Here is a 22,397-nt window from a genome sequence, read left to right on the forward strand (position 1 = left end):
CCAGCGCTTGTCTGCAAGCACATCACCAAACGTGTGCAAGTCACGTGCCAGTGTTTGCCCCTCCTTTTTAAATCAATGACTTGCGAAACAACCTTCGAAAAATTCCAGCTTTCCGGCAGCGCTATGTAAAAAATCTCGACAGAAGATTTTGCATTCTGGAAACCGTCGCGCCGGCGCCGCCCAGGCGTCGCTAGTCGGCCGCGGGCCGGCTGTGCAAGGTCACCACCGCCTCCTTGAGCCCGGCGCCGCTGGCCCGCACGGTGATCGTGCCGCCCGCGCCGGCCTTCGTCCGCACGATGCCCAGCAGCAAGCCATTGAACGCCGCGCGTTCCGGCGACTGGAACGATTCGAAACTCGTCGGATCGCCGTTGTCGGTGGCGACGAGCTCCCCCGGTCCCTCGACGGTGAAGCGCACGCGGTCGTGCGCGCGCGGGGCCACGCCGCCGTCCTTGTCGACGACGCGCACCGTGACGAAGGCCAGGTCGCGCCCGTCGCTCGCGAGCGCGGTGCGGTCGGCCTGCGCCTGCAGGGCGGCCGGGGCGCCGGCCGTCTTCACCGTCTCGCGTGCCCATTCCTTGCCGTCCTTGTAGGCGACGACCGTGATCTCGCCCGGCGCGTAGGTCACGTAGTCCCAGCGCAGGCGGTAGGCGTACGGCGCCTTCTTCTGGCGGCCCTGCGACTTGCCGTTGACGAACAGCTCGGCCTCGTCGCCCGACGTGAACACGTGCACGGGCGTCACCTGGCCGACGCGCTCGGGCCACGTCCAGTGCGGCAGCACGTGGACCATCGGCAGGTCCGGTCGCCAGCGCGACTGGTACAGGTAATAGCGGTCCTTCGGGAAGCCGGCCAGGTCGACGATGCCGGAGTAGGAGCTGCGCGCTTCGTAATACGGCGTCGGTTCGCCCAGGTAGTCGAAGCCGGTCCAGACGAATTCGCCGGCCGTGTATGGATTCTGGTCCAGCGACGCGAATGCGCGGTCGGCCGACGCGCCGAAGTCCGATGCGAACAGTTCGTAGGCGCTGACCTGGTGGGTGGCCGGATCGCCGCCGATGCCGGGACGCACGGATGCGCTCAGCACGCCCGGCACCGGAAACTGGTATTCGCCGCGGCTGGACAGCGCCGAGGCGCTCTCGCTGTGCAGGATCACCTTGTGCGGAAACGCGGCGCGGAACATCGGGAACTGGCCGGGCAGGGTGCGGATGCCCGTGCCCTGGTAGTTCAGCGAAATCACGTCGACGACGCCCGGCAGCGGCATGTCCGCCTTCGCGTAGTTCATCGCGCTCGTCGCGGGGCGCGTGGCGTCTTCCTCGTGCGCGATGGTCACCAGTTCGCGCCCGACCGCGGCGCCGTCCGCGCCCGTGTACTGCTCGCCCACCTCGTTCCCCACGCTCCACAGGATGATCGACGGGTGGTTGCGGTCGCGCCGGATCATGGCGCGCAGGTCCTGCTCGTGCCAGTCGGGGAAGATCAGGTGGAAGTCCAGCGGCGTCTTCTTGCGCTGCCACGAATCGAACACTTCGTCCATCACGAGGAAGCCCATGCGGTCGGCCAGCTCCAGCAATTGCGGGTCGGGCGGATTGTGGCTCATGCGCAGGGCGTTGGCGCCCATCGCGCGCATGATCTCCAGCTGGCGCTCGGCCGCCCGCACATTGAATGCGGTACCGAGCGCGCCGAGGTCGTGATGGTTGTTCACGCCGCGCAGCGGAACGTGTTCGCCGTTGACGATGACGCCGCGGTCCGGATCGAAGCGCACGGTGCGGATGCCGAACGGCGTCTCGTAGCGGTCGACGACGCGGCCGTCCTGGCGCACGGTGGCGACGAGGGCGTAGCGCTGCGGCTTCTGCGTGGGCGGCGGCCCCCACAGGCGCGGGTGCGCGACCGTCGCCGAGCCGCTGACGGTGCCGCTGGCGCCCGCTGCCACCGGCGTCGCCGGCGCCACGACCGTCGCGACGGGCTTGCCGGCGATGTGTCCGCGCTCGTCGAGCGCATACAGTTCCGTCGTCACCGTTGCGCGGGCCGCCGCCGTGCCCTCGTTGTCGAGCACGACCCGCCACGCGACGCGCGCGGCCTCCTTCGTGACCTCGGGCGTCGTCACCGTCACGCCCCACTGGCCCACGTGCACGGGCGCCGTCTTCGTCAGCCACACGTCGCGGTACAGGCCCGCGCCCGGATACCAGCGCGCGGATTCGGGCGGGTTGTCGAGGCGGATCGCCAGCTGGTTCACGGCGCCCGGCTGCAGCCACGGCGTCAGGTCGATGCGGAACGAGTTGTAGCCGTAGGGCCAGCCGCCCGCGAGGTGGCCGTTGACCCACACGCTCGCGTACGACATGGCGCCGCCCACGTCGAGGAAGATCTTCTTGCCGCGGTCGGCGAGCGGGATGTCCAGCTTGCGCCGGTACCACGCAGGACCCCAGGTCTTGAGGCGGCCCATGCCGCCGTACGGGCCGGTCGTGAGGAACGGGCCTTCGATGGCCCAGTCGTGCGGCAGGGTGACCGGGCGCCAGCCGCTGTCGTCGAACGCGGCGCGGGCGAACGGGGCGTCGACGACCGGTTCGGCCGCGGGGCGCGTGTAGCGGTGCGCCGGGTCGCGGATGAACGCGTTGCCGCTCGGGAGAATCCACGGTTTCAGAACGGGCGTGGTCGCGCGCGCGACACGCGCCGCTTCTTCGGGGATGGCGTCGGCCACCTTGCCGTCGGCGGACGCCGTGACCACCGGGCGCACGTCATAGAGATAGGGCGCGGAGCCGCCCGCCGGATCGCCCGGATGGAAGCGCCAGCCGTCGTCCAGCAGGATGCGCTGGCGCGGCGCCTGCGAGTCGGCCGCGGGCCGGGCGTGCGCGATGGTGGGTGCGACGGCGGGCAGCAGGGCCGCCGCCAGGGTGATGCCGAGCGTGGCGGCGAGCCGGCGTGCGGCCGTGTGACGCGTGTCTTGCACAGTTTCCTCCAGGAATGGCGGTTGCGCGATCGACGCGGCGCCGCACGTCGGGATGTGCGGTTTGCGTGTTATAACAGCCGGTCTCGTGTTTGGATGGTAGCGCAACCATCCGCAGTGTATGAGCAAAGCCGGAGCGCGTCAATGGAGGCGGGCGCCGCGCGCCGCGCGGCCGCGGGCGACGATGAGGACCGCGGCGAGCACGCTGCATCCCGCGCCCGCATGAAAGGTCGCGGCCGCGCCGGCGCGCTCCCACAGCAGGCCGGCGACGACGCTCGCCACCAGCGTGGCGATGCCGCCGACGAGGTTGAAGAACCCGAACGCCGTGCCCTTCAGGTCGGGCGGCGCCGTCTGCGCCACCATCACCGCCAGCAGGCCCTGGGTCATCCCCATGTGCAGTCCCCACAGGCTCACCCCGAGCAGCACCGCCGGCCAGGCGCCGCTGTGCGCCAGCACCAGGTCCGCGCAGACCAGGAAGCCGAGTCCGGCGACGAGCAGGCGCAGATGGCTCATGGCATCGGCCAGCTTCCCGAACGGGTAGGCGGACAGCGCGTAGACGACGTTCATCGCGACCATCAGCAGCGGCACGAGCGCGGGCCGCATCCCGCCCTGCATGGCCCGCAGCACGAGGAACGCTTCGCTGAACCGCGCCAGCGTGAACACGGCGCCGATGATGACGACCCACCAGTAGGCGCCGGACAGCCGGGAGAGGCTGTCCCGGCGGATCGGATTGACGCCCCGCGCCGTTCGCGCATGCTCCGGTTCCTTGACGCCCAGTGCCAGCAGCAGCACGGCCAGCGCCCCGGGGATCACGGCGATCCAGAAGATGCGCCGGTAGTCGCCGGCCCACAGGAACATCAGGCCGGCGGCGACCAGCGGGCCGGTGAACGCGCCGACGGTGTCCAGCGCCTGGCGCAGGCCGAAGGCGGCGCCCCGGTAAGCGGCCGGCACGATGTCGGCCACGAGCGCATCGCGCGGCGCGCCGCGGATCCCTTTGCCGATGCGGTCGGCGAAGCGCGCGGCGAGGACGAGCTGGGCCGACGTCGCGACGGCGAAGAACGGCTTGCTGGCCGCACCCAGCGCGTAGCCGGCCACCGCCAGCCATTTCCGGTTGCCCAGGTAATCACTGAGGCCGCCCGAAAAAATCTTGACGATCTGCGCCGCCGATTCCGCGATCCCTTCGATCAGGCCGATGGCCGCCACGCTCGCGCCGAGGGTCGACACGAGGAACATCGGCAGCAGGCTGTGGACCATCTCGGACGAGATATCCATCAGCATGCTCACGCAGCCGAGCACCCAGATGGGGCGCGGTATCCGGCGCAGCGTGGAAAACCGTCGATGTGCCATGCCCGTTCCAGCCTTTCTCGCGTCCCGGCGGCGGCTGCCGGTGGACGCATGTTAACCCGCCGGGTGCGCGGTCGGCGCGCGTGACCGGCGCGCGGATCAACGTCGTGATCGTTTCGCCGTCAGCCTCGACGACGGCCGGCCGCAGCGAACAATGGAAGGAAGACGTCCTGTCGAACATGGCCGCGCGCACGTGGCGCGCGGGACGCCTGAAGCCCGGCATGCATACGCTGGCCGTGCACGCGCTCGACCCCGGCGTGGTGCTCGACAGGATCGACGTGATGATGGAAGGCGCGCCCGATTACTACGGCATGCCGCCCGCCGATTGAATGATGCTCAGAATTTTAGGCAAGACTTTCGGAATATCGCCCATGGAACGATACCCTTCCAGCATCTAGAATCTTCCTTTGCCGTACCTGTGAAGCGAGGAGGAACGATGTCCGATACGAAGCAACCCGTCTGGTTCATCGCCGACGCCACGACCGGCCTGGCGGCCGCGCTGGCCGAGGCCGTGCTGGCGTCCGGCCAGCATGCCGTGCTCGCGGCGCGGCTGCCTTCGCAGCTGCAGGCACTCGTCGCACGCCACCCGGAACAGGCGCTCGCGCTGGCGCTGGACGCGACCGACACCGCCGCCGTCGACATGGCCATCGCCGCCGCCGAGCGCCGCTTCGGCCGCATCGACGTGCTGGCGACCAGCGCCGCCCAGCGCTATCCGGGCGCGATCGAGGAGGGCGAGGAGGGCGCCATGCGCGCGCTGTTCGACGAGAACGTGTTCGGCCCGATCAACCTGGCGCGGCGGGTCCTGCCGGCGATGCGCGCACGCCGCGCCGGCCACGTCGTGATGCTGACCTGCGCCTCGGTGCAGGCGCCCGCGTTCGAGGGCTTCGGCCATGCGGCGCGCTCGGCGCTGGAAGCGCTGGCGGAAGCCCTGTTCTATGAAGTGGAGCCCCTCGGCATCGGCGTCACGCTGGTCGATCCGGGCAGCGGCGACGACGCGGGCGCGTCGGCGCCGCGCGCCGCCGGCATCGCCGACTACGACGGCCTGGCCGGCCGCGCGGCGCGCGCCAGCGCCGCCGTGCCGGTGGATGCGGCTCGCGCCGCCCAGGCCATCATGCAGGCCGTCGCCGCCGGCCGCGGCCCGCTGCGTCTCGTGCTGGGCCGGGCGGCGCTGCAGCGTGCCTACGACCGCCTGCGCGTGCTGAAGGTGGGCTTCGACGCGTGGGCCGACCTGGCCGCGTCGGCCGACGTGCCGGCGCCCGGCCGCGCGGTGCATCCGCCGCCGAGCCACGGTGGCCGGCCGCGGCGCGGGGTGCGCTCACGGGCCTGATGCGCGCAGCAGGGCCGGCACGGCCGCCGCATCCATCGGCCGCGCGAACAGGAAGCCCTGGAATTCGTCGCAGCCGAGCGTGCGCAGGATCTCCAGCTGGGACTCGGTCTCCACGCCTTCGGCCACGATGCGCATCTGCAGGCCGTGGCCCAGCGCGACGACCGAGCGCACGATCGCCGCGCTGTCGGCGTCGCGCCCGAGGTCGCGCACGAAGGCGCGGTCGATTTTCAGGCGCTGCACGGGGAAGCGCTTCAGGTAGGCGAGGCTCGAATAGCCGGTGCCGAAATCGTCGATCGACAGCTCCACGCCCAGGTCGCGGATGCCGCCCAGCAGGCGTTCGACGACGTCCACGCGGCTCATCGCGATGCTTTCCGTGATTTCCAGTTCGAGGGCGTCGGGCGTGAGGTCGGCGTCGGCCAGCGCCCGCCCGATCACCTGCAGCAGGTCCTTCTGGTAGAACTGGCGGATCGACAGGTTGACGGCGATGCGGGTCGCGATGCCGTGCTCGCGCGCCCAGCGGCTGGCCTGCGCGCACGCGGTGCGCAGCACCCACGTCCCGATCGGCACGATGAGCCCCGTCTGTTCCGCGATGGGGATGAAGCGCACCGGCGACACCGCGCCGAGCACGGGGCTGTTCCAGCGCAGCAGGACCTCGAACCCCGTCACGCGGCCCGTCGCGATGTCGACCTTGGGCTGGTAATGCGCCGTCAGCTCGTTGCGTTCCAGCGCGTGCCGCAACTGCTCCTCGATGGTGAGGCGCTCGTTCAGCTGGATGTGCGTGGACGCCGAATGGAAGTGCACAGGCTCGCCCGACTCGCTGCGGGCGCGGTGCTTGGCGATATCGGCCAGGCGCATCAATTCGTTCGCCGAACCGGCATCCTGCGGATACAGGGCGATGCCGATCACGGGCGCCAGGTGGAACTCGCGCCCGCCCACGCGGACGGGTTCCGACAACACGGTGTACAGCTCGAGCGCGACGGCGTCGGGCGGGCCGTGCGCCGGTCCGGCCGGCAGCACCAGGCCGAACTCGTTGGCCTTGACGCGCGCGACGCACAGCGGCGCCGGGGCGAGCGTGGCGAGGCGCGTCGCGACTTCGCGCACCGCGTCGTCGCCCGCTTCGTGGCCCAGCAGGTCGGCCACTTCCTGCTGGCGTTCGAGGGCGATCAGCAGCAGCACGACCTGCTCGCCCTCTTCGGCCGCGGCCCGCAGCGCGTCGGCCAGCACGCGGCGCAGGCGGTTCAGGTTCGGCAGGCCGGTGAGGGGATCGTGGTCGGCCAGGTAGGCGAGGCGCAGCTCGACCTGCTTGCGGTCCGTGATGTCGGTGAGGCTGTTGACGATCTGGACGGCGTTGCCCTCGCTCGCCAGGCGCGCGGCGAGCTGGATGGCGGTGCGGGTCGCGCCGGCGCCGTCGCGGATCTCCGCTTCGAGCGCGTGCACGCCGTCCGCCGCGCTGCCCGCGTACAGGCGTTCGCGCGCGCCCGCGCCGGCCGGGTCGAGCACTTCCGCTTCGGGGCGGCCCGTCACCGCGCCTTCGCCGCGGCCGGTGAATTGCAGGAAGGCGCGGTTGAACAGGACCACGCGCCGCTCGGCGTCGAGCACCCACAGCGGCGTGGCGAGCGAGTCGAGGATCGACTTCAGGTAGCGGAAACTGTGCGCGAGCCGGCGCTCGCTGGCCTGCAGGCGGGCGATCAGCGCGGCCTGGCGCGCCGTTTCGCGGCTCGTGCGCCACGCCAGGACCCCGAGTGTCGCCGACAGCAGGCCCCAGGCGACGACCGCGACCCACAGCCAGCCGCGCCACACGGCCAGCGTGTCGGACAGGTCGCGCCCCGTGACGATCACGAGCGGATACCCGGCCACGGCGCTGTAGCCGTACAGGCGGCGCACGCCGTCGATGGGGCTCGTCGCCTCGAACGCGCCGGACGACGCGCGCGGCAGGTATTTCTGGAACAGCGGCGTGTGGATGAAGGAATGGCCGATCATGTGCGGTAGCGTCGGACTGCGCACGAGCATCGTGCCGTCGCGCGCGTGCAAGGTCACGGAACCGCCGCGGCCCAGGTCGGCCGGGTCGAAGATGCGCTGGAAGTAGGCGACGTCGGTCTCGATGACGGCGCTGCCCGCGGGCAGGTTGCGCGCCAGCGTGATCGTGGCCGGCCCGCCGCCCGGCGTTGGCGGGGCGATGCCGATGCGCGGCGCGGCGCCCGGCGCCGGCCGGCGCGACGCGTCCGGCCCGAGGCGGCGGATCCGCGCGGGAATGTCCTCGAATGCGCCGCCGGGCATCGCGGCGGCGGTGCCGTCCCGCGGCGTGCGTTCCGTGGCGCGCGACAGCGCCAGGTCGAGCGCGAGGGTGGCGTAATGGGTCTGGGCGGCGAAGGCTTCGGCCAGGTTGCGCAGGTTCGTCTGCTCGCGGGCGATGGTGTCGTGGTAGCTCGATACGAGCAGGCCGGCGAGCGTCAGCGTGATCGCGACGATCACCGTGGCGGCGGCCGCGAGCGGCCGCACGTTGCGGTGCCTGCCTGGCGGCGGGGCGGAAGTTGGCATGGACACGTTCGTCATTACACTGGTGGACGTGCCCGAGTATAAACCCGCGGCCCGCCGCCGCCGGCATCCGCCGGGGTCACATTTGCCGGAACAGGTGCGCCAGCAACGGACTGACGCGCAAGGTGTCGGCGCGGTCGCGCAAGTGCAGCGTCAGCTTGCCGGCGTCGTCGCGGCTGGCGCTCGTCACGTGCCGCATATTGACGATGGCGCCGCGGCTGATCTGGCGGAACTGGTCCGGGTCGAGCTGGGGCAGCAGGTCCTTGAGGCTCAGGCGGATCAGCGCGTCGCCGCCGGCGCTCGCCACGTTGACGTATTTGTCGAGCGCCTGGAAGTACGCGACGTCCTGCACCGGGATCATGCGGATGATGCTGCCGACGGCCGCGCGGACGACGGTCAGGCGCTCGGCGGGCCCGCCCGCTTCCGGCAGCAGGGCGCGCATCTGCTCCACCAGCTGGGCGAGGCCGTCGTCGGCGGTTTTTTCCGATGTGGGGACGATGCGCGCCTTGAGGCGTTCGACGGTGCGGGCGAGGCGTGCGTCGCTCACCGGCTTCATCACATAGTCGACGGCGGCCTGTTCGAACGCCTGCACGGCGTAATCGTCGTAGGCCGTCACGAACACGACCTGCGGGAACGGACGCGGGCCCTCCCAGCGCTCGGCCAGTTCCTGCGCCGCTTCCAGGCCGCTCTGGCCCGGCATCTTGATGTCCAGGAACAGGATGTCGGGCTGCAGTTCCAGCGCCTGCTGGACGGCGGCGACGCCGTTCGGCGCCGTGCCGGCGATGGCGAGGTCGGGCCACACGCGGCGCAGGGTGGCGGCGAGCGTGGCGGCGAGGATCGGTTCGTCCTCGGCGATGAGGGCGCGCAGCGGGGTCGAAGGATTCATGCGGTCTCCAGGGGAAGCGTGAGGCGGGCCAGCACGCCGTGCGGCTGGGCGGGAATCAGCGTCAGCGCGGCGCGTGCGCCGTACAGCACGTGCAGGCGTTCGCGGGTCGTGGTCACGCCCACGCCGCTGCCTTTGGCGGCCGTCCGCGTGTCGTCGAGGCCGAGCCCCGTGTCGCTGACGCAGATGTCGAGCAGGCCGGCGCGCACGCTCGCCTCCACGGTCACGGTGCCGCCTTCGATCTTCGGCTCCAGGCCGTGGATGATGGCGTTTTCCACGAGCGGCTGCAACAGCATCGCGGGCAGCCGCGCGCCGCGCAGGTCGTCCGGCAGGACGCAGCGATAGGACAGGCGCGCGCCCATGCGCACGGCCATCAGGCCGAGGTAGGCGTCGGCCGCCGCGAATTCCTGGGCCAGGGTCGTCGTCTCGGCGCGGGCGGCGGACAAGGTGGCGCGCAGGTACTGGATCAGGTGGTCCAGCATCTGGCTGGCCTGCCGCGGGTCGATGGCGATCAGGCCCTGCAGGTTGGCGAGCGTATTGAACAGCATGTGCGGTTCGATCTGGGCCTGCAGCAGCCGGAGCTGGGCCTGCAGGACCTGGCGCTCGACCGTCTCGGCGCGCACCCTGGCCTCCATGCCCTCCCGCTTGATGCGCTCGACCCGTTCGCGGTTCAGGATCAGGAGAGTCATCGCGCCGATGGCCAGCAGGGTGAGTCCGATCATGCCTTTCTGGCCATGGTCGTTCGGGTAGTCGGACAGGTCGGGCAGCGGACGGCCCAGCAGCAGGCTGCCCACCGAGATGCCGCCGAAGTGGGCGACGGGCGCCACCGCGACGAGGACCACGATGCAAGGCACCAGCCAGCGGCGGCGCCGTGCCGGATCGTCGAGGAGGGTGAAGCGCATGCCGTCGATGAAGACCAGCGCGATGAGACCGACGCACACCGAGTACACCATCTGGTCGTACAGTTCCCGCGTCCTGCCGGTGACGAGCGTGATCAGGACGGCGACCAGGGTGCAGACGATGACGGACACGCCGGCGTCGTCGGCGATGCGGCGAAGCAGGGGCCGGCAGGTGCCCGGCGCGGGCTGGAACAAGCGGGTGAGGACGGTCATGGTTGGCCTGTGTGCTGATGCTGTACGATTGCCCGCATTGTGCCGCCGCGGCCGGGCGCGGACAAGCCGGCTGCGACGAAACCGCTCAGGCGGCGACCGAAACGGGGCATAATCGGATCGAAACCATCCTTGACCCGTCGCGACATGGAATTCCTGTTCCTCGGCACCTCGTCCGGCACGCCGAGCAAGACCCGCAACGTGACCGGCCTGGCGCTGCGCGGCCCCGGCGGCGGCTGGTCGCTCGTCGATTGCGGCGAGGGCACGCAGCACCGCATCCTGCACACGACCTTGTCGCTGCACGACCTGCGCGCCATCTTCATCACCCATCTGCACGGCGACCACTGCTACGGCCTGCCCGGCCTGCTGGCCAGCGCCGGGATGCACAACCGCACGGCCCCGCTGACCCTCGTCGGCCCGCCGCCGTTGTGGACGTTCATCGAAGGCGTGATGGCGACGACCGGACTGGGGCTGCCGTATCCGCTGGCGTTCGTTCCCGTCGCCGACCTCGCCGCGCATGCCGTCCTGCCCGACCTGGCCGTGGACGCGATCGCCCTGTCGCACCGCATGCCGTCGTATGCCTTCCGCTTCACCGAGCGCGCGGTGGAACGCAGGCTGGACACGGCCCGCCTGCGCGCGGCCGGGATCGCGCCGGGACCGGCGTGGGGCGCGCTGCAGCGTGGTCTCGACGCGGTGCTGGACGACGGCCGCGTGCTGCGCGCGCACGAGTGGCTGCTGGCGCCGCGCAAGGCGCGCACGATCATCGTCGGCGGCGACAACGACGATCCCGGCCTGCTGCTGGAGGCGGCGCGCGCGGCCGACGTGCTGGTGCACGAGGCCACGTACACGGAGGCGGTGCTGCGCAAGGTGGGGCCGGCGCCGATGCACAGCTCCGCGCTGCGGGTGGCGCGCATGGCGGCGCAGGCCGGCGTGCCGAACCTGGTGCTGACGCATTTCAGTCCGCGCTACCAGGAGGGCGAGGGGCCGTCGTCGATGGCGGCCCTGGAGGCGGAGGCGCGCGGCGTGTATGGCGGCCACGTGTTCCTGGCGCGCGATTTCGACCGCTACGTGCTGGAACGGGGCGGCCGGCTCAGGGCCGGTTGATCGATCGGCCAGGTGTCGGAAGGCATCGTCAGCGGTATCGTCAGCGGCATCGAGCACGCGTTCTAATGACAGCAACCTGAAATATTTTTTGTAACACGCAAAAGAATCTGCGATATCTTTTTTTCCTGGTTAATCGTTTTCGTTTCGGGAAAAGTTATCGCGGATTCCCGCATCGATATCCATATTTTTTATTTGGGAGGTGAAATCAAGGTTTTTGGAATCACATCTATTTCCATACTGAAATCTGTAAATTTTCCGGTCGAATCAGTCACTTAGGGGCGTCTCTGGCCCTGTTGCAAAGCATTTGAAAATGCCGCATTCTCCGTTCCAGATATGGATGAGAGCGCCCCATATCGCCGAATACATAATTATTACGACGGAGACTACAGTGAAAAACCTATTATCCCTGGCGGGAATGGCGGCGGTATTCGCCTCCTGCTTCATTGCCGCCAATGCCGGTGCCCAGGCCGGCGCGACCCTGCCCACCTTCCAGAACGCGTCCGTGCACGATCCTTCCGTGATCAAGGTCGGCGACACGTTCTACGTGTTCGGCTCGCACCTGGCGTCGGCCAAGTCGAAGGACCTCATGAAGTGGACGCAGATGACGGACAGCGTCAGCGCCGCCAATCCGCTGTTCCTGAACGGTTCGAAGAACGTCCTGACGGAGCTGGCGGAGACGTTCGCGTGGGCCAACGTGCAGGACCTGTGGGCGCCCGACGTGCGCCAGCTCGCGGACGGCAAGTACTATATGTACTACGACGCCTGCGAAGGCGACGCGCCCCGTTCCGCGCTGGGCGTTGCCGTCGCCAACAGCGTGGAGGGGCCGTACGTCAACAAGGGCATCATCCTGAAGTCCGGCATGTGGGGACAGGCGAGCAATGACGGCACGATCTACGACGCGCTGAAGCATCCGAACACGGTCGACCCGAACGTCTTCTTCGACAACGCGGGCAAGCTGTGGATGATCTACGGCTCGTACTCGGGCGGCATCTTCATCATGCAGATGAACCCCGCCACGGGCATGCCTTATCCGAACCAGGGCTACGGCAAGCACCTCACGGGCGGCAACCACGCGCGCATCGAAGGCGCGTACGTGATGTACAGCCCGGCCACCTCGTACTACTATATGTTCACGTCGTTCGGCGGCCTCGATGCGAACGGCGGCTACAACATGCGGATCTCGCGCTCGACGAATCCGGACGGTCCGTACTACGACGCCCAGGGCAACAACATGGCGAACGTGAAGGCGGATCCGACCAAGCCGCTGTTCGACGACGTGTCGATCGCGCCGTACGGCGTCAAGCTGATGGGTAACTTCCTGTTCGAGCGCAAGCTGGGCGAGGCGGGCACCGGCATCGGCACGGGCTATGTCTCGCCGGGCCACAACTCGGCCTGGTACGACCCGGCCACCGGCAGGCACTTCCTGATCTTCCACACGCGCTTCCCGGAACGCGGCGAGCAGCACGAGGTGCGCGTGCACCAGATGTACATGAATGCGGACGGCTGGCCCGTCGTGGCGCCGTACCGCTACGCCAACGAGACGCAGCCGGCGTTCCTGCGGCCCGAATTCGTGTTCGGCGACTACCTGTACGTCAACCACGGCAAGGACATCACGGCCACCATCAAGAAGTCGCAGCTGATCACGCTGAACGCCAACGGCAGCATCACCGGTGCCGTGACGGGCACGTGGCGCAGGCCGGGCGGCAACCAGATCGAGATCAGCCTGCCCGGCGCCTCGACGTACAAGGGCGTGCTGCTGACGGAATGGGACGAGACGTCGAAGTCGTACGTGACGACGTTCACCGCATCGTCGCGCGAAGGCATCGCCATCTTCGGCAGCCGCCTGATCCCGCGCACCGACAGGCAGGTCGCGACCGCCATCTACAATGAGCTGAGCCTCGGCGCCACGACGGCCGTCACGGGCAACCTCACCTTGCCGACGACCGCCGCGCGCAATGCCGTCATCAGCTGGACGTCGTCGAATCCGGCCGTCGTCAGCAACACGGGCATCGTGACGACGCCGGCGACCGGCTCGATCAACGTCACGCTGACGGCGCGGATCACGAAAGGCACGGCCACGCTGACGAAGACCTTCACCGTCACCGTGCGCAAGCTGGGCGGCCTCGTGGCGTACTACGCGTTCGACGGCAACCTCGCCGATTCGAACGGCGCGTTCGCGCCCGGCAGCGTCAGCGGCAACAAGATCGACGTGGCCGGCGGCAGCCTGGCGTTCGCCGCGGGCGTGCGCGGCAGCGCGGCGGTGTTCGACGGCGCCACCGGCGTGCGCCTGCCGAACGGCCTGATCTCGTCGAACGCGTACACGGTGTCGATGTGGCTGAAGCCCGCCCAGCTGACGGCGTTCACGACGACGTTCTTCGGCGCGCGCACGACGGATTCCTGGGTCAGCTTCCTGCCCATGGGCCATGCCGGCGTCGGCGGCGCGTCGATGCTGTGGTCGGGATCGAACTGGTACGACGCGGGCCTGGGCATGAACATCCCCGTGAACCAGTGGTCGCACGTGGCCTTCACCGTCAACAACGGCGCTGTCAACGTGTACGTCAATGGCGTGAAACGCTTCTCCGGCACGGGCTTCCCGAACGTGTTCACGACGACGACCGGCACGTTCGCGCTCGGCGTGAACTACTGGGATACGCCGTACAAGGGCTCGATGGACGAGCTGCGCATCTATAACGCGGCCCTCAGCGACGCCGAAGTCGCCGGCCTGGCGCACTGATGAAAGGCATGACCATGAAGAAGACCATCATCGGCCTGCTGGCGATCGTTGCCAGCACGGTGGCCAACGCGAGCGTCGTCCATTTCGACGACCTGTCCGGCGACGAGACCCAGCTCATCGACGCGGGCTACGCGGGGTTCGACTGGGACAATATGGGGACGATCCGCGCCGACGCCTATCCGGGCAGCGGCTTCGAGGCGGGCGCCGTGTCGCCGATGAACGCGGCGTTCAACTGGTATGGCGGCACGGCCACGATCTCGAAGGCCGACGGGAATGCGTTCGCCTACACGGGGGCCTACTTCACGGCGGGACTGGTCGAGCAGGAGATCTCGTTCGAAGGCTGGCGCAACGGCCAGCTCCTGGCCTCGACCGGTGCCTACACGCTGGACACGACGGCGCCGCGCTGGATCCAGCTGGACTGGGGCGGCATCGACACGCTCGTCATCTACAACAGCACGCCGACGGCGTGGGCGATGGACGAGTTCACGGTGCCGGAGCCGGGGTCGCTGGCGCTGATGGGCACCTCGTTGGCCGGCTTGATGTTCGCGCGGCGCCGCAAACGTTCCGTGTGATGCGTCGTGGGCTCCCCGAGCCCACGCAAGCGTTCCGTGTGCGGCAGCGCCGGCTCCCGGGCCTACCCATCATTCCAGGTGCTCGTGGTGCTCCGCCACACCCTGTTTCCAGTACGCCGACACGCGTGTCGCCTCGCGCGGCACGCCTTTTTCGTTCAGCGCCCGGCGCACCCGCGCCATGAGCGACGCTTCGCCGCCGCCCCACGCAAAGCCGCGCCCCGCCGGGAGCGCGAGCGCCTGCACATCCACCACCAGCGCCTCGGCCGTGTCGAACCAGCGCAGGTCGACGTCGGCCCGGCCGGCGAACGCGCGCCTGTCGTCCGGCGCCGCCAACACGCGCACGATCGCCCGGCTGCCGGCCGGCAGCTCCTCCAGACGGCGGGCGATCGCGGGCAGCGCGGTCGCGTCGCCGGCAAGCAGATGCCAGTCGAGTGCCAGCGGCACGATCATCGACCCGCGCGGCCCGCCGACGAGTGCGCGCTGGCCCGCTACTGCCCGGCGCGCCCACCCGGCGGCCTCGCCGTCGCCGTGCAGCGCGAACTCGATCACGAGCTCGCGCGCTTCGCGGCTGAAGCGCCGTGGGGTATAGTCGCGCCTCACCTGCGTGCCGTCCGCGTCCGCGAACATGAACTTGACGTGGTCGTCGAACGACAGCGACGTAAAATCGGCCAGTGCCTCGCCCGTGAAGGTGATGGCGGCGAAACCGGGGCCCAGCGGTTCGACGCGCGCGACGGTGACGTCGCGCAGCTTGAGGTCGTGGCGTACGCGGCGCACCAGCGTGTCCGGGTGGTCTGCGGTCTGTTGCATCGTTGCTCCGAAAATTAGTTGATAATGTCCTCTACAAGTCCTGATTATGCGAAATATAGTTGATCAAGTCAACCAAAATCCCCCGTCGCCGGCGCTGGAGGTGCTGGAGCGCGTCCACGCGATCATGCATCTGTTCCGTTCGGCCCAGCAGCGCAGCCTGCGCGCCGGCCCGCACGACCTGGCGCATATGGAGATCAAGGTACTGGGCTTTTTCGCGCGGCGTCCGGGCGCGACGCAGAGCGACCTGGCGGCGCATTCGGGACGCGACAAGGCGCAGCTGGCGCGCCTCGTGCGCGGCCTGCGCGACCGCGGCCTGCTCGACGCGGCGGCGGACGAGACGGACAAGCGCAGCACGCGGCTGTCGTTGTCAGGCGAGGGGAAGACGATGTACGCGGCGCTGCATCGCCACGACGGCGCGCTGGCCGAGGTGGCGCTGGACGGCATATCGGAAGAGGAACGCGCGACCCTGCTGGACTTGCTGGCGCGGGTGCGCGCGAACCTCGAGGCGGAGTAGGGCCGGACCCGCCCCGTGGTGCCCGCTCGTCAGGCCGCCACGTCGGACAGCAGCACTTCGCGCCGCACGGCCGCGCTCAGGCGCCCGGCGTCCAGCAGGCGCATGACGGTGAGCGCCTGGCGCGCCGGCACGGGATTCGCGCCCTTGCCGGTCAGCGCGTCGCGGATACCCGCGTAATACGACGGATACGCACCGTTTTCGGTGGGCAGGGACGACGTCTCGACCGTCCCGTCGCGCAGGACGGCCAGCGTGCCGGCCTCCGTGTCGACGCCCCATGCGGCCGCGGCGCCGGACGGCAGGCGGCCCGCGATCAGGTCTGCTTCCTGCGGGTCGAGGTTTTGCTTGACCCAGCTGCCGGCAAGGCCGTGCAGCGCCACGCGCGGGCGCGCGACGGCGGCCACCATGCTGGCGCCGAGGTCCACGCGCAGGCCGTCCGCGTAGCGCAGGCGCGCCTGGAACTGGTCTTCGCAGCGGCTGCCCGGACGCAGCGTCGGCAGGTCGGCCTCGATGGCCAGCGGCTCGCCGAAGTACAGCACGGCTTCGTCGAGCAGGTGCGGGCCCAGGTCCATCCAGATGCCGCCGCCGGCATCCAGCTCTTCTTTCCAGCGCGCCTGCGGTTGCGGGCGGAAGCGGTCGAAATGCATGGCCGCGTGGCGCACGGGGCCCAGCGTGCCCTCGGCGAGCAGGCGCAGCGCGGTGCGCGTCGTGCTGTCCCAGCGGCGGTTGTGGTACACGCTGAGCAGCAGGCCCTTGTCCTCGGCGAGGCGCACCAGCGCGCCCGCCTGCACCGCATCGTCCGTGAACGGCTTGTCGATGACGACGTGCTTGCCCGCTTCCAGCGCGGCCTGCGCGAGCGGGAAGTGGGTCGGGTTCGGGCTGGCCAGCACGACCAGCCGGACGGCGGGATCGGCAAGGAGGGCCGCCGGATCGGCGTGCACGGCGACGTCGCCCAGGTCGGCGCGCACCTTGTCCGGATTGCGGCTGGCCACCGCGGCGATGGCGAGGCCCGGCGTCGTGCGCAGCAGCGGCGCGTGGAAGACCTGGCCGGCGAAGCCGTAGCCGATGAGTCCAACGTTGATCGTGTCAGCGGTCATTGTGATCCTTGTGATCGTTATTTATATGTGTCAGTGCGGCAGCGCCAGCCCGGCCGGACGGGAACCCGTCCCGCGGCCGGCGCTGCGTTCGATGCGCTGCACGTCGAGCGGCCGCGTGACGCGGTAGCGCGCCAGCGCGGCGGCGCCGACGGCCACGGCCTGGGCGCCGAAGTGCGAGGTACGGATGGCGGGCGGCGGCAGCATCGCGGCATGCGCATACGCGGCCAGCACGTGCCGCGCCGGTTCGATGAACGCGTCGCCCAGCTGCAGCGCGGGGCCGCCGATCACGATCGCCATCGGGTCGAAGCCGGCCCACAGATTGTTCAGGAGGATGCCGAGCTGGCGGCCGGCCGCATCGACGGCGGCGCACGTGGCCTTGTCGCCGTCGGCCACGCGGCGGAACAGGCGCTCGAGGGCCGGATGGCTGGGGTGTTCGCGGCCCAGCAGCGAGCCGAGGCCGATCAGCGCGTCGGCGCAGCCGCGCCGCCCGCACTGGCACAGCGGTCCGCCGGCCTGCAGGATCGCGTGGCCCACTTCGCCCGCGAAGCCGTGCAGGCCGGTCAGCAGGCGGTCGTTGACGATCACGCCGGCGCCCACGCCGTAGCCGATCGACAGGTAGATCAGCGGATCGGTGCCCGACTGGTCGGCGAATTCGAATTCGCCCAGCGCCGCCACGTTCGCCTCGTTCTGCATCGACAGCGGCAGCCCGTCCAGCGACGAGCCGACGACGTGGGCCTGGACGATGCCGGCCACGTCCACGTCGCGCCAGCCGAGGTGGGGCGCGTGGTGCAGCAGGCCGAGGGCTTCGTCGACGGCGCCGTGCAGGCCGATGCCCACGCCCAGCACGCGCCGCGCCGTGCCCTGGCCGGCGGGGCGCGCCAGCCGCTTCGCCAGCTTGACGAGGGCGACGGCGGCGAGGCGGATGCATGACTCCGGATCGCCCGGGTCTTCGTAGGTGAGGATGCGCGTGTCGAGTACTTCGCCCAGCAGGTTGGTGGCGACGACGCGCGCCTCGTCCACGCCCAGTTCGGCGCCGAGCAGGGCCAGGCGCGACGGATCCAGGTGCAGGGGCGTGGCGCGGCGGCCCACTTCGCCGGTCACGAGCAGCTCGCTTTCCGTGAGCCAGCCTTCGTCGACCAGTTCGCGCACGAGCAGGCTGACGGTCGACTTGGTCAGGCCCAGGACGTCGGCCAGCGCGGCGCGCGACAGGCCGGGCTGCGTACTCACCTGGCGTACCAGCGCCATACGGTTCAGTTGCTTGAGGAGTTGCTGGTCACCGGTAACGGGCATGGGCGGGAAAAATCAAGTGGTTTGTGATGATTATGCAACAGATTTGAAATTTTGTACGTTATGCGTTACGCATATTTATAACACTGCGCCGGCCGGCTGGTGAAAAGTATAACGGTCCCGCCGCGGGTGGGGCGCGGAACGAAGTGATTGATTTATTTATGAAATCGATTTCTTGAGCAAATCCGCTGATCTTGGTACATATGTTACGTAATGCGCGTTGCGGCAGACAAAACGCGGCCCATTTTGGTGCGCCGAGGCATTTTTTACATGCATACATTTCGTTCGACCGATTGACCAATGTCGCAAATGTTCTTAATCTTGAATAAATGATGTCCGCTATCAATGATCAAAGAGTCAACGTTGCGCTGCCCAGGACGGCCGCCGCGACCCGGACGACAGAGCCCCCGCAGACCAGGACGGACACCGGGGGACGGCAAGAGTAGTACCACCACCACGGACGTCTGCGCCCGTCGGGCGCGACGTTTTTTTCGAGAGACGAGAGGAGACACAGTGCTGTACACCAAGAGGGTTTTTTCCCATCACCTGAACACCAGGCACCGCCTGATCAGCCTGGCCGTTGCGAGCGCTTGCGCCGCCCTGGTCGCACCGAGTTACGCACAGGACGCGAACAACGGTGCATCCAACGGCGTCGCAACGCCCGCCGACACGGCGGTGACCACGGCGGTGCAGGGCGTCGCGACGAATACCGTCGTGGTGACCGGTATCCGCGCCAGCATGCAGTCCACGCTGAACCTGAAGCGTAACTCCGATGGTATCGTCGACGGCATCGTCGCCGACGACATCGGCAAATTCCCCGACACGAACCTGGCCGAAGCGGTCCAGCGCATCTCCGGCGTGTCGATCGACCGCAACCGCGGCGAAGGCGCCAAGGTCACCGTGCGCGGCGTCGGTCCGGACCTGAACATGGTGCTGCTGAACGGGCGCCAGATGCCGACCGCGAACCTGGGCGACCAGGCCGGCCGCGCGTTCGACTTCTCCAACCTGGCGTCGGAAGCGGTATCGCAGATCCAGGTGTACAAGAGCGCCCGCGCCGACACGCCGCCGGGCGGCATCGGCGCCACCCTGAACATCATGACCGGCCGTCCGCTGGACATGGGCGACCGCGCCACGTTCGGCGTGAAAGGCGTGTACGACAAGTCCAACAACAACCTGCCGGACATCGACGCAGGCAAGAAGATCACGCCGGAAGTCTCGGGCCTGTACAGCACGAAGTGGCATGACGGCATGTTCGGCTTCGCGGTCACCGGCAGCTACCAGTCGCGCAACCTGGGCGTGAACCAGGCCGCCGTCACCAACGGCTGGCTCGGCCCGTTCCATGGCGACACCGTCAGCCAGGACCCGGGTCCGGTCCCGGTGTCGGGCGTCGGCGTGACGAACCCGCCGAAGGCCAGCGACATCTACCTGACCCCGCAGAACCTGTCGTACTTCGTGCGCGGTTCGCAGCGCCAGCGCACCAACGGCCAGCTGACGTTCCAGTTCCGCCCCGTGAAGGACATCACGACCACGCTGGACTACACGTACGCGGACAACAAGATCCAGACCAAGTACCACGAGCTGTCGGTCTGGTTCAACCACCCGCTGAACGCCCAGACGAGCAAGTGGACCAACGGTCCGATCGCCTCGCCGCTGTACTATGAAGAGCAGGTGACGAACCAGGACATGGCGATGAACGGCGGCGATTTCGCCACCAAGTCGACCCTGGACTCGATCGGCTTCAACACCCAGTGGCGCGTCTCGCCGGCCCTGCGCCTGTCGCTCGACATGCACCACTCGGTGGCGGAGTCGAAATCGGACAGCCCGTACGGCTCGAACAACGACCTGGCGACCGTCAGCTTCTCGCGCGGCACCACGGGCGTCGACTTCAGCCAGGAGATGCCGATCCTCGTCATCCCGGGCGGCGCGGACTACACGGCCGCGCCGAACCAGGTGTCCGGCTCGTGGTTCCAGGATGGCCTGAACAAGATGAAGATCGACCAGATCCAGGCCGGCGGCAGCCTGAAACTGTTCGAGTCGTCGAACCTGAACTTCGGCCTGTCGCACTCGAAGGTCAACAACCACTCCGTGTTCCAGCAGGTGCAGCGCGACTCGTGGGGCGGCACGTCGACGACCCCGGGCACCGCCTATAACCAGAACCTGTGGTTCGCCGACGGCATCAGCCAGTACTTCAGCAAGCTGGGCGGCTCGAACGATCCGCGCATGTACAACCGCTACAACCTGTTCAACTTCGCCGACGTGCGCGACAACGCGATCAAGGTCACGGGCGACCAGGCCGGCTATACCCCGAGCCTGGACAACCCGAGCTTCAACCGCACCACGATCGAGAAGACGAAGGCGCTGTTCATGCAGTTCAACACGGACTGGGACACGGCGATGCCGATGCACACCGGCGTGGGCTTCCGCTACGAGAAGACCGACGTCGCCTCGACCGGCCTGCTGAAGCAGCCGACCCAGGTCAACTGGATCTCGCAGAACGAACTGCCGATCGTGTTCGGCTCGCAGACCTTCCAGACCCAGACCGGCAGCTACAGCAACTTCCTGCCGACGGTGGACTGGGACATGGACGTGCGTGACGACCTGAAGGTACGCGCCAGCTATGGCGTATCGATCGGCCGTCCGCGCTACGACCAGATCGAGGGCGGCACCACGTACAGCGCCACGGCGGGCGTGACCGGCACCACGGCGAACCGCGGCAACCCGGGCCTGTCGCCGGTGAAGTCGAAGAACCTGGACCTGTCGGCCGAGTGGTATTACACGAAGCAGAGCATGGTGTCGCTGGGCCTGTTCTACAAGGACCTGTCCGACTACGCCGGCCAGACCGTCGTCAACGAGCCGTCGACGACGGCGACGACGCCGGTGGGCGGCGGCTACTGGAACGCGGCCATCGCCGCGGGCTGCGTGGCGACCGACACCAACTGCATGCGTAACTACATCCTGTCGCACTTCGCCGGCCAGCCTGGCGTGACGGCGACCGGCACCAACGCGGCGGGCAACCTGACCGGCACCATCAGCGGCATCGCGGGCGATCCGGCCCTGCCGTACCAGGTGACGACGTTCATCAACCAGGACAAGGCGTCGCTGAAGGGCGCGGAGGTGAACTGGCAGCACATGTTCAACAACGGCCTCGGTTTCCAGGCCAACTACACGTACGTGAAGTCGAGCCTCAAGTACGACAACATGGGGCTGGGTAACCAGTTCGCGCTGGTCGGCCTGTCGAATTCCGCCAACCTGGTCGGTATCTACGAAGACCAGAAATGGTCGATCCGCCTGGCCTACAACTGGCGCGGCGAGTTCCTCGCGAGCGTGGCCGACAACGGCAAGCCGAACCCGCAGTACGTCGAGCCGTACGGCCAGACCGACCTGTCGATCGGCTACAACGTCAACAAGAACCTGAGCGTGTCGCTCGAGGCGATCAACCTGACCGACTCGACCCAGCGCACGCACGGCCGTACCGACCAGCAGGTGCTGCAGGTCACGACCGGCGGCCCGCGCTACATGCTGGGCGCGCGCTACAAGTTCTGATAGATGACGGGCGGCGCCGCGTGCGCCGCGCGTAACGACGGGCCGTCCTGCGGGGCGGCCCTTTTTTTCGGGGTCAGAGCCCGTTTTTGGGCAATTTCCAAAAACCGGGCTCTGACCCTAATACCGTTAAGTTAAGCGGCAAGTTCAGCAACGATCGCTTGTAAACGAGGCCGCGGGCTGTTAACCTGCGGCCTTCATGTTATCTGAATCCCTACCACTTGTTACTGTCGACTTGGCAGCCCCTGACTGGAGGCGGCTGGGCGAGCATCTTCCCGCCGAGTGGATCGAGGCGGCACTGAACTATTCTGGCAAGGCCAGCATCCGCCAGCGGCGTTTGCCCGCGCAGCAGGTAGTATGGCTGGTGATTGCGCTGGCCTTGTACCGACACCGGTCAGTACGTCAAGTGTTGGCGGAACTGGACTTGGCTTTACCGGACCTGGAGGACCGCTGTGTGACCGATAGCGCCGCAACCCAGGCGCGGCAGCGGCTTGGCGAGGAGCCGCTGGCCTGGTTGTTCGCCGCCTCGGCCCGGCGCTGGCACCAGCAGGATGAGCAGCGGTATCAGTTCAAGGGCCTGCAACTTCTTGCCATGGACGGGACCACACTCAAGCT

16 protein-coding genes are annotated in these 22,397 nt (G+C 68.7%); 8 read left to right on the forward strand and 8 right to left on the reverse strand.

From position 1 onward, the window contains the following. Positions 1-190 precede the first annotated feature (190 nt). The gene (gene galB / locus U9J41_RS26765) at positions 191-2,935 is read right to left on the reverse strand and encodes a beta-galactosidase GalB (RefSeq protein WP_322405222.1); all 2,745 of its coding nucleotides are present in this window, start codon (positions 2,933-2,935) and stop codon (positions 191-193) included. A gap of 138 nt (positions 2,936-3,073) precedes the next feature. Then, entirely contained in the window at positions 3,074-4,279 is a 1,206-nt protein-coding gene (locus U9J41_RS26770; RefSeq protein WP_322405223.1) for an MFS transporter, read from the reverse strand. 104 nt (positions 4,280-4,383) lie between these two features. Between U9J41_RS26770 and U9J41_RS26775 the strand changes: the two genes are divergently transcribed. Together U9J41_RS26775 and U9J41_RS26780 are read left to right on the forward strand one after the other, a co-directional pair. Continuing rightward, complete coding sequence (locus tag U9J41_RS26775) at positions 4,384-4,605, forward strand: hypothetical protein (RefSeq protein WP_322405224.1); 222 nt, start codon at positions 4,384-4,386, stop codon at positions 4,603-4,605. Between the two features lie 107 nt (positions 4,606-4,712). Further along, a complete protein-coding gene (locus U9J41_RS26780) occupies positions 4,713-5,603 on the forward strand; it encodes an SDR family NAD(P)-dependent oxidoreductase (RefSeq protein WP_322405225.1) in 891 nt (296 codons plus the stop codon). Here U9J41_RS26780 and U9J41_RS26785 read toward each other — a convergent pair. The 3 genes from U9J41_RS26785 to U9J41_RS26795 form a co-directional block, all read right to left on the reverse strand. Then, positions 5,592-8,141, reverse strand: coding sequence for a bifunctional diguanylate cyclase/phosphodiesterase (locus tag U9J41_RS26785; protein WP_322405226.1), 2,550 nt, complete (start codon positions 8,139-8,141; stop codon positions 5,592-5,594). The two genes, U9J41_RS26780 and U9J41_RS26785, sit on opposite strands and share 12 nt — an antisense overlap. A gap of 76 nt (positions 8,142-8,217) precedes the next feature. After that, entirely contained in the window at positions 8,218-9,024 is an 807-nt protein-coding gene (locus U9J41_RS26790) for a LytR/AlgR family response regulator transcription factor (RefSeq protein ID WP_322405227.1), read from the reverse strand. After that, positions 9,021-10,133, reverse strand: coding sequence for a sensor histidine kinase (locus tag U9J41_RS26795; RefSeq protein WP_322405228.1), 1,113 nt, complete (start codon positions 10,131-10,133; stop codon positions 9,021-9,023). Before U9J41_RS26795 ends, U9J41_RS26790 begins: the two co-directional genes overlap by 4 nt. A 129-nt stretch (positions 10,134-10,262) precedes the next feature. Between U9J41_RS26795 and U9J41_RS26800 the strand changes: the two genes are divergently transcribed. From U9J41_RS26800 to U9J41_RS26810, 3 genes are all read left to right on the forward strand, one after another. After that, positions 10,263-11,234 carry an MBL fold metallo-hydrolase gene (locus tag U9J41_RS26800; protein WP_322405229.1) on the forward strand — a complete coding sequence of 324 codons (972 nt, stop codon included), beginning with the start codon at positions 10,263-10,265 and terminating at the stop codon, positions 11,232-11,234. 388 nt (positions 11,235-11,622) lie between these two features. Next, complete coding sequence (locus tag U9J41_RS26805; RefSeq protein ID WP_322405230.1) at positions 11,623-13,968, forward strand: family 43 glycosylhydrolase; 2,346 nt, start codon at positions 11,623-11,625, stop codon at positions 13,966-13,968. A 14-nt stretch (positions 13,969-13,982) separates the two neighbouring features. Next, entirely contained in the window at positions 13,983-14,540 is a 558-nt protein-coding gene (locus tag U9J41_RS26810; protein ID WP_322405231.1) for a PEP-CTERM sorting domain-containing protein, read from the forward strand. Between the two features lie 69 nt (positions 14,541-14,609). On the opposite strand, the gene U9J41_RS26815 is transcribed toward U9J41_RS26810, so the two are convergent. Further along, positions 14,610-15,347: a siderophore-interacting protein gene (locus tag U9J41_RS26815; RefSeq protein ID WP_322405232.1), complete on the reverse strand. Its 738-nt coding sequence runs from the start codon at positions 15,345-15,347 to the stop codon at positions 14,610-14,612. Positions 15,348-15,471: 124 nt separating this feature from the next. On the opposite strand from U9J41_RS26815, the gene U9J41_RS26820 reads away from it, so the two are divergent. Next, positions 15,472-15,861, forward strand: coding sequence for a MarR family winged helix-turn-helix transcriptional regulator (locus tag U9J41_RS26820; RefSeq protein ID WP_322405233.1), 390 nt, complete (start codon positions 15,472-15,474; stop codon positions 15,859-15,861). A 29-nt stretch (positions 15,862-15,890) separates the two neighbouring features. On the opposite strand, the gene U9J41_RS26825 is transcribed toward U9J41_RS26820, so the two are convergent. Both U9J41_RS26825 and U9J41_RS26830 read right to left on the reverse strand, forming a co-directional pair. Continuing rightward, positions 15,891-16,955 (reverse strand): oxidoreductase, encoded by a 1,065-nt coding sequence (locus tag U9J41_RS26825; RefSeq protein ID WP_322405234.1) that lies wholly within the window; start codon positions 16,953-16,955, stop codon positions 15,891-15,893. A 30-nt stretch (positions 16,956-16,985) separates the two neighbouring features. Then, the gene (locus U9J41_RS26830) at positions 16,986-18,245 is read right to left on the reverse strand and encodes an ROK family transcriptional regulator (RefSeq protein WP_322405235.1); all 1,260 of its coding nucleotides are present in this window, start codon (positions 18,243-18,245) and stop codon (positions 16,986-16,988) included. Positions 18,246-18,755: 510 nt separating this feature from the next. Here U9J41_RS26830 and U9J41_RS26835 point away from each other — a divergent pair. Further along, positions 18,756-21,785 (forward strand): TonB-dependent receptor, encoded by a 3,030-nt coding sequence (locus U9J41_RS26835; RefSeq protein ID WP_322405236.1) that lies wholly within the window; start codon positions 18,756-18,758, stop codon positions 21,783-21,785. Positions 21,786-21,981: 196 nt separating this feature from the next. Then, positions 21,982-22,397, forward strand: a 416-nt coding sequence (locus U9J41_RS26840) for a transposase domain-containing protein (RefSeq protein WP_322404742.1), incomplete at its 3' end; no start/stop codon positions are given.

Origin of the sequence: Massilia luteola (assembly GCF_034420155.1) — a bacterium.
GTDB classification, from domain to species: Bacteria; Pseudomonadota; Gammaproteobacteria; order Burkholderiales; family Burkholderiaceae_D; genus Telluria; species Telluria luteola.

Bases quoted from the DNA above. Each gene is read 5' to 3' on its own strand.
- U9J41_RS26770 (WP_322405223.1), bottom strand. From the start codon at position 4,279: ATGGCACATCGACGGTTTTCCACGCTGCGCCGGATACCGCGCCCCATC.
- U9J41_RS26780 (WP_322405225.1), top strand. From the start codon at position 4,713: ATGTCCGATACGAAGCAACCCGTCTGGTTCATCGCCGACGCCACGACC.
- U9J41_RS26785 (WP_322405226.1), bottom strand. From the start codon at position 8,141: ATGCCAACTTCCGCCCCGCCGCCAGGCAGGCACCGCAACGTGCGGCCG.
- U9J41_RS26790 (WP_322405227.1), bottom strand. From the start codon at position 9,024: ATGAATCCTTCGACCCCGCTGCGCGCCCTCATCGCCGAGGACGAACCG.
- U9J41_RS26795 (WP_322405228.1), bottom strand. From the start codon at position 10,133: ATGACCGTCCTCACCCGCTTGTTCCAGCCCGCGCCGGGCACCTGCCGG.
- U9J41_RS26810 (WP_322405231.1), top strand. From the start codon at position 13,983: ATGAAGAAGACCATCATCGGCCTGCTGGCGATCGTTGCCAGCACGGTG.
- U9J41_RS26815 (WP_322405232.1), bottom strand. From the start codon at position 15,347: ATGCAACAGACCGCAGACCACCCGGACACGCTGGTGCGCCGCGTACGC.
- U9J41_RS26820 (WP_322405233.1), top strand. From the start codon at position 15,472: ATGCATCTGTTCCGTTCGGCCCAGCAGCGCAGCCTGCGCGCCGGCCCG.
- U9J41_RS26825 (WP_322405234.1), bottom strand. From the start codon at position 16,955: ATGACCGCTGACACGATCAACGTTGGACTCATCGGCTACGGCTTCGCC.
- U9J41_RS26830 (WP_322405235.1), bottom strand. From the start codon at position 18,245: ATGCCCGTTACCGGTGACCAGCAACTCCTCAAGCAACTGAACCGTATG.